Raw genomic sequence first — 6854 nt, forward strand, 5'->3', positions numbered from 1 at the left:
GGCGCAACGCCCGAGGACCCTCGACAAGCAACAAGGAGAGAGCTGTTTAGCGCTCGACCTCGCCCTTGATGAACTTCTCGACGTTCGCGTAGGCCTCGTCGTCGAAGTACTGCACCGGCGGCGACTTCATGAAGTAGCTCGACGCGGAGAGGATCGGGCCGCCGATGCCGCGGTCCTTGGCGATCTTCGCGGCGCGCACGGCGTCGATGATGACACCCGCGGAGTTCGGGGAGTCCCAGACCTCGAGCTTGTACTCCAGGTTCAGCGGGACCTCACCGAAGGCGCGGCCCTCGAGGCGGACGTACGCCCACTTGCGGTCGTCGAGCCACGCGACGTAGTCGGACGGGCCGATGTGGACGTTGTTCTCGCCCAGCTCACGGTCGCGGATCTGCGAGGTGACGGCCTGCGTCTTCGAAACCTTCTTCGACTCGAGACGGTCGCGCTCCAACATGTTCTTGAAGTCCATGTTGCCGCCGACGTTGAGCTGCATGGTGCGCTCGAGACGGACACCGCGGTCCTCGAACAGCTTCGCCATCACACGGTGCGTGATGGTGGCGCCGACCTGCGACTTGATGTCGTCGCCGACGATCGGGACGCCCGCCTCAGTGAACTTGTCGGCCCACTCCTTGGTGCCGGCGATGAAGACCGGAAGGGCGTTGACGAAGGCGACCTTGGCGTCGATGGCGCACTGCGCGTAGAACTTCGCGGCGTCCTCGGAACCCACGGGCAGGTAGCAGACGAGGACGTCGACCTGCTTGTCCTTGAGGGTCTGGACGACGTCGACCGGGGCCTCGGCGGACTCCTCGATGGTCTGGCGGTAGTACTTGCCCAGGCCGTCGAGGGTGTGACCACGCTGGACCTGGACGCCGGTGTTCGGCACGTCGCAGATCTTGATGGTGTTGTTCTCGCTGGCACCGATGGCGTCCGAGAGGTCGAGGCCGACCTTCTTCGCGTCGACGTCGAACGCGGCGACGAACTCGACGTCACCGACGTGGTACTCGCCGAACTGGACGTGCATCAGGCCCGGGACCTTGGCGTCCGGGTCGGCGTCCTTGTAGAACTCGACGCCCTGGACCAGCGAGGCGGCGCAGTTGCCCACGCCGACGATGGCTACGCGAACCGAACCCATTCCGGTTGCTCCCTGTGTGATCTCGGTATTCCGGTTGAAACCCGGCGGAACGCTGGGTCTCACTTGGCGGGGTCATCGGACGGATCCGGCGGCGGGTTGGTCTCCCGCCGCCGGGGCAGGCCCGCCGACTCCCCAGATGTGCTGTTCTGCTGAGCGGAGCTGTCGGGGGCGGACCTTTGCTGGTCCCGTCCCGCTCGCTCGCTCTCGATGAGCTCGTTCAGCCAGCGCACTTCGCGCTCCACGGACTCCATGCCGTGCCGCTGAAGCTCAAGCGTGTAGTCGTCCAGGCGCTCCCGGGTTCGGGCCAGGGAGGCGCGCATCTTCTCCAGACGCTCTTCGAGGCGGCTGCGGCGGCCCTCGAGCACCCGCATCCGTACGTCCCGCGAGGTCTGCCCGAAGAAGGCGAAGCGGGCGGCGAAGTGCTCGTCCTCGTACGCGTCGGGGCCGGTCTGCGAGAGCAGATCCTCGAAGTGCTCCTTACCTTCCGCCGTCAACCGATAGACGATCTTGGCGCGACGCCCTGCGAGTGGTGCCGCGAGGGCGTCTTCGGGGGTGCTGCCCGACTCCTCGATCAACCAGCCGTTGGCGACCAGCGTCTTGAGGCAGGGGTAGAGCGTCCCGTAGCTGAAGGCGCGGAACACTCCCAGCGACGTATTGAGTCGTTTCCGCAGCTCATAGCCGTGCATCGGGGACTCGCGGAGTAGACCGAGGACGGCGAATTCCAGGATGCCGGAGCGCCTGCTCATCGTCGCCTCCCCTCCGCAACGGTCCTTCAGTACGGCCTTTATGCCGAGCTGATGTATCGACTCGATACATCGAGACGATAGAACGGCGATCCGGCTGAGACAAGAGGGGGCACGGTGAACGGCGTCACATCACCGATTCGTAGGAAGTAACTTGCCTGATTTGGGGTGAACTTCGGCTCTACGAGGGTTTTGACGGTGCGTAGTCTGTGCGCCATGTATGCCGCCGGGAACCAAGTGACGTCAGGGGGCGTCGTGGTTCCCGGTGCAGTGCGGGTGAGCTCAGGAACGGGCGCATCCGTACTTCGGGGGGACCGGAAACCAGCCGCCGTTTCCAGGCGTGGACAGCTGCGCCTGCCCGAGGAGTAATCGTTCGATGAGCGAGCACCGTCGCAAACCGCCGCAGCCTCAGGGCGGCGGACGCGCCGCGGCCAGGCGCGGCGCCCCAGGGGCGCCGTCGGGCCGCCGCGCGGCACCGCGGGGCGACACTGGAGCGCCCTCGTCCTCGCATGGGACGCCAGGGCCCGAGTCCTCGGGTGACGAGGGCCGTCCCTACGGGGGCAGGGCCGAGGCCCGCCGTGCGGCACAGCGCAGCGGGTCGGTCGGCGCGGGCGGCGGACGCCGCAGGGCGCCCGACGGAGGCGGCCGCGCGGGCGGTGGTGGCGGTGGCCGTCGCGGTGGCGGCGGGCGCGGTGGCTCCGGTGGTCCGGGGCGCGGCCGAGGCCGTGGTGCCGAGCCGCCCCGCAAGAAGCGCTTCATCGACTACCCGCGCGCGGAGAAGGACGGTCTGCGGCGCTGGGTCCCGTCGTGGCGTCTGGTCACCGGGACGTTCATCGGCTTCCTCGGCGGCCTGATGGCGGTCGCCGGCATCGCCTACGCCCTGGTGGAGGTGCCGGAGGTCGACAAGGCCGCGAAGGCCCAGAACAACGTCTACTACTGGGCCAACGGCAAGCAGATGGTCGCGACCGGTGGTGAGCGCAACCGCCAGATCATCGACTACGACGACATCCCCAAGGAGATGCGCTTCGCCGTCATGTCGGCGGAGAACAAGTCGTTCGAGAAGGACAAGGGCGTCGACCCGATGGGCATCACGCGTGCCCTGGTCAACATGGCCAAGGGCGGGCAGACCCAGGGCGGCTCGACCATCACCCAGCAGTACGTGAAGAACGCGCGCCTGGGCGACCAGTCGCAGACGTTCACCCGTAAGTTCAAAGAGCTCTTCATCTCGATAAAGGTCGGCCGGACGGTCCCCAAGGAAGACATCATGGCGGGGTACCTGAACACCGCCTACTACGGGCGAGGGGCCTACGGCATCCAGGCGGCCGCACGGGCGTACTTCAACAAGGAAGCCAGCGACCTGGACCCGAGCCAGTGCGCTCTCCTCGCGACGGTGCTCAAGGGCGCCACGTACTACGACCCCGCCGGCTACCCCGAGATCGACCCGGCGGCCAACAAGGACGACAACACCGCCCGCGCCAAGAAGCGCTGGAAGTGGATCCTCGACGAAGAGGTCAAGGACGGCCGTCTGACCGCTGAGCGGCGCGGCGAGTACACGAAGTTCCCCAAGCTGCAGAACCCGCGGTCGAACGCGGACCTGGCCGGTCAGACGGGTTATCTCGTCGACCTGGCTAAGGCGTACGTCATCAGGAACACCAACATCACCGCCGAGCAGCTCCAGCAGGGCGGCTACGAGATCCACACGACCTTCGACAAGAGGAAGGTCACGGAGCTCGAGAAGTCGGTGAACGAGGTCCGCAAGAAGAGGATCAAGCCGAAGGAGCGTCCGGACAAGGACACGCACGTCCAGTTCGGCGGCGCCTCGGTGGATCCGAAGGACGGCGCGATCAAGGCCATCTACGGCGGTGAGGACGCGACCAAGCACTTCACCAACAACGCCGACCAGACCGGCGCCCAGGTGGGTTCGACGTACAAGCCGTTCGTGCTGGCCGCCGGCTTCAAGTACGGCGTGCGCGACCCGGACGGCGCGGAGGTCCAGGCCGACGGCGAGCGCACCATCGTCAATCCGAAGAGCCTGTACAGCGGCAAGAACAGGCTGAAGATCCAGAAGTACAACGGGGACGTCTGGACGGACCGCGAGGGCAAGCAGTGGAACCAGACGAACGACGGCGACCGGTCGTACAACGCTCCGAGCTACCAGATCGATCTCCGCGAGGCGATGCGTGAGTCGGTCAACTCGGCCTATGTGCAGCTCGGCATGGATGTCGGTCTGGACAAGGTGAAGGAGGCCGCCATGGACGCGGGTCTCCAGGACGACTCGTCCATGGCGAGCGCCAACTACCCGTCCTTCTCGCTGGGCACCTCGTCGCCGAGCGCGATCCGCATGGCCGGGGCGTACTCCACCTTCGCGGCGAGCGGCAAGCAGAACGATCCGTACTCCGTCACCGAGGTCGAGCACGAGGGCGACACGGTCTACCGGCACGAGAAGCAGACCAAGCAGGCCTTCACCGAGCAGGTCGCCGACAACGTCACCGACGTGCTGCGGACAGTCGTGGACAAGGGCACCGGCACGTCCGCCCAGCTCTCCGGCCGTCAGGTCGCGGGCAAGACGGGTACGACCGACGGCAACAAGTCCGCCTGGTTCGTGGGGTACACCCCGCAGCTTTCGACGGCGGTGAGCATGTACCGGCTCGACGACAACGAGGGCAACAAGAAGCGCCAGTTCCTGGAGATGTTCGGTACGGGTGGCGAGGCGAAGATCCACGGTGCCTCGTTCCCCGCGAGGATCTGGCAGGACTACATGACCCAGGCGCTCAAGGGCGAGGAGTCCGTGCCCTTCCATACGCCCGATCCGATCGGTGAGCTCGTCGGTGAGACGCCGCCTCCGCCGCCGTCCCCGACGCACACCGAGGAGCCGGAGGAGACCGTGTCGCCGACGCCGTCGGAGACGAAGTCCTCCAAGCCCCCGACGGAGTCGCCCGATCCCACCGAGTCCTGCGAGCCCCTCGACTGGGACTGCAACCACGACGGTGGCGGGCAGAACGGCGGGCCCGAAGGAGGCGACAACGGTGGTGGCCCCGGCGGCGAGTCACCACCCGCGACGGAGGATCCGGCCGGCGGTGGAGCAAACGACGGCAACGACGACGGGAACACCATCTGGGGCCGCTCGGGCAACTGATCCACACCCGCCGGGGTGACCCGGCGGGTGCCCCGAGGGCCTCCCCCGCCGATGTTTCACGTGAAACGAGGACCGCCGCACCGATGGGTGCGGCGGTCCTCTTCGTCTTCCCCGTCGCGGACCACGGTTCTCAGTTGCGTACGGCAGGATGGCGGGCATGCCCAGTGCAGACCCCAGCGCAGAGACGCCGCGCGCGAGCGCGTACGAGCCTGTGAGCCCGCAGGAGCCGGAGCCGGTACGTCCGACGAAGGAGGACGAGGTCGCCAGGGCCGGCAGCGAGCTGATCGGGGGCCCGGTCGGACGAAGAGTGCTGTTCGCGGCGACCTGGTGGACTCCCGTACGCGTCATCGCGCTCATCGCGCTCGGCATGTTCGCGCTCGGGATGGTCCAGAAGATGCCGTGCTACAACGGCGCGTGGTTCTTCGGAGCGAGCTCGCAGTACACCCACGCCTGCTACTCCGACATCCCGCATCTCTACCAGGGGCGCGGATTCGCCGACGGTCTCGTGCCGTACTTCGACCGGTTGCCCGGCGACATGGAGTACCTCGAGTACCCGGTCCTCACCGGTGTGTTCATGGAGATGGCCTCCTGGGTGACGCCCGGCAGCGGCTCCATCCAGCACCAGGAGAAGATCTACTGGATGGTCAACGCCGGGATACTGATGGCTTGCACCGCGGTCGTCGCCGTCTGTGTCGCGCGCACCCACCGGCGCCGCCCCTGGGACGCGCTGCTCGTCGCTCTCGCGCCGGCCTTCGCCCTGACGGCCACCATCAACTGGGACCTGCTCGCCGTGGCCCTCACGGCCGCCGCGATGATGATGTGGGCCCGCGCGCGTGTCCTGGCCTTCGGCGTGCTCCTGGGCCTCGCCACGGCCGCCAAGCTCTACCCGGTGCTGCTGCTCGGGCCACTGCTGATCCTGTGCTGGCGGGCGGGCCGCTGGCGGGAGTTCAGGACCGCCCTGCTCGGTACGGCGGGCACCTGGCTGGTGGTCAACCTTCCGGTGATACTGCTCGCGAGCGACGGCTGGTCGAAGTTCTACACGTTCAGCCAGGAGCGCGGCGTGGACTTCGGCTCCTTCTGGCTGATCCTCTCCCAGCGCATGGACTCCCCGCTGAGCACGGACACGGTCAACACCCTGGCGACGGCACTGATGCTCCTCGCCTGCCTGGGGGTCGGCGCGCTCGGCCTCACCGCGCCGCGCCGCCCGCGCTTCGCGCAGCTCGCCTTCCTGGTGGTCGCCGCCTTCATCCTCACCAACAAGGTCTACTCGCCGCAGTACGTACTGTGGCTGATTCCCCTCGCCGCGCTCGCCCGGCCGCGCTGGCGCGACTTCCTGATCTGGCAGGCGTGCGAGGTCGCGTACTTCCTCGGGATCTGGCTGTACCTGGCGTACACGACGAGCGGGGACGCCCACAAGGGACTGCCGACCGAGGGCTACCAACTGGCCATCACCGTGCACCTGTTGGGGACGCTCTACCTGTGTGCCGTGATCGTGCGCGACATCCTGATGCCGGAGCGGGACGTGGTCCGCAGGGCCGGTGACGACGACCCCTCGGGCGGCGTCCTGGACGGCGCGCGGGACGTGTTCGTGCTGGGGGCGGCGGGCCGTCCGGAGCGGGCCGCGACGCGCTCCGGCAAGGCCCCGCCCGTGAAGTGGGGGTCGGCGTCGGACCTGTCACGCCGAGGCTCCCGGGGCATTTCACCCTGAGCGAACGGTCTCTTGGCGATACGGAGGAGGGGGGGGGGGGAGGGGGGGGGGGGGGGCCCCCCCCATGCTTTGGAGGGACGTATTAGAGGTGGGACACCCAGGTGAACCGGGGGGTGGTGGGTTGTCGAGGGGGCAAAA

4 protein-coding genes are annotated in these 6854 nt (G+C 67.8%); 2 read left to right on the forward strand and 2 right to left on the reverse strand.

Annotation, left to right across the window (positions count from 1 at the left end):
* Window positions 1-46: 46 nt before the first annotated feature.
* Window positions 47-1129 carry an inositol-3-phosphate synthase gene (locus tag ACZ592_RS10840; RefSeq protein ID WP_471581177.1) on the reverse strand — a complete coding sequence of 361 codons (1083 nt, stop codon included), beginning with the start codon at window positions 1127-1129 and terminating at the stop codon, window positions 47-49.
* Window positions 1130-1188: 59 nt separating this feature from the next.
* Complete coding sequence (locus ACZ592_RS10845) at window positions 1189-1875, reverse strand: PadR family transcriptional regulator (RefSeq protein WP_389716149.1); 687 nt, start codon at window positions 1873-1875, stop codon at window positions 1189-1191.
* A 373-nt stretch (window positions 1876-2248) separates the two neighbouring features.
* Between ACZ592_RS10845 and ACZ592_RS10850 the strand changes: the two genes are divergently transcribed.
* Together ACZ592_RS10850 and ACZ592_RS10855 are read left to right on the forward strand one after the other, a co-directional pair.
* Window positions 2249-5008 (forward strand): transglycosylase domain-containing protein, encoded by a 2760-nt coding sequence (locus ACZ592_RS10850; protein ID WP_471581178.1) that lies wholly within the window; start codon window positions 2249-2251, stop codon window positions 5006-5008.
* Between the two features lie 148 nt (window positions 5009-5156).
* A complete protein-coding gene (locus ACZ592_RS10855) occupies window positions 5157-6716 on the forward strand; it encodes a glycosyltransferase family 87 protein (RefSeq protein WP_471581179.1) in 1560 nt (519 codons plus the stop codon).
* The last annotated feature ends 138 nt before the right edge of the window (window positions 6717-6854 follow it).

This window comes from Streptomyces sp. NPDC040622, assembly GCF_055593965.1.

Bases quoted from the DNA above. Each gene is read 5' to 3' on its own strand.
- ACZ592_RS10840 (WP_471581177.1), bottom strand. From the start codon at position 1,129: ATGGGTTCGGTTCGCGTAGCCATCGTCGGCGTGGGCAACTGCGCCGCC.
- ACZ592_RS10845 (WP_389716149.1), bottom strand. From the start codon at position 1,875: ATGAGCAGGCGCTCCGGCATCCTGGAATTCGCCGTCCTCGGTCTACTC.
- ACZ592_RS10850 (WP_471581178.1), top strand. From the start codon at position 2,249: ATGAGCGAGCACCGTCGCAAACCGCCGCAGCCTCAGGGCGGCGGACGC.
- ACZ592_RS10855 (WP_471581179.1), top strand. From the start codon at position 5,157: ATGGCGGGCATGCCCAGTGCAGACCCCAGCGCAGAGACGCCGCGCGCG.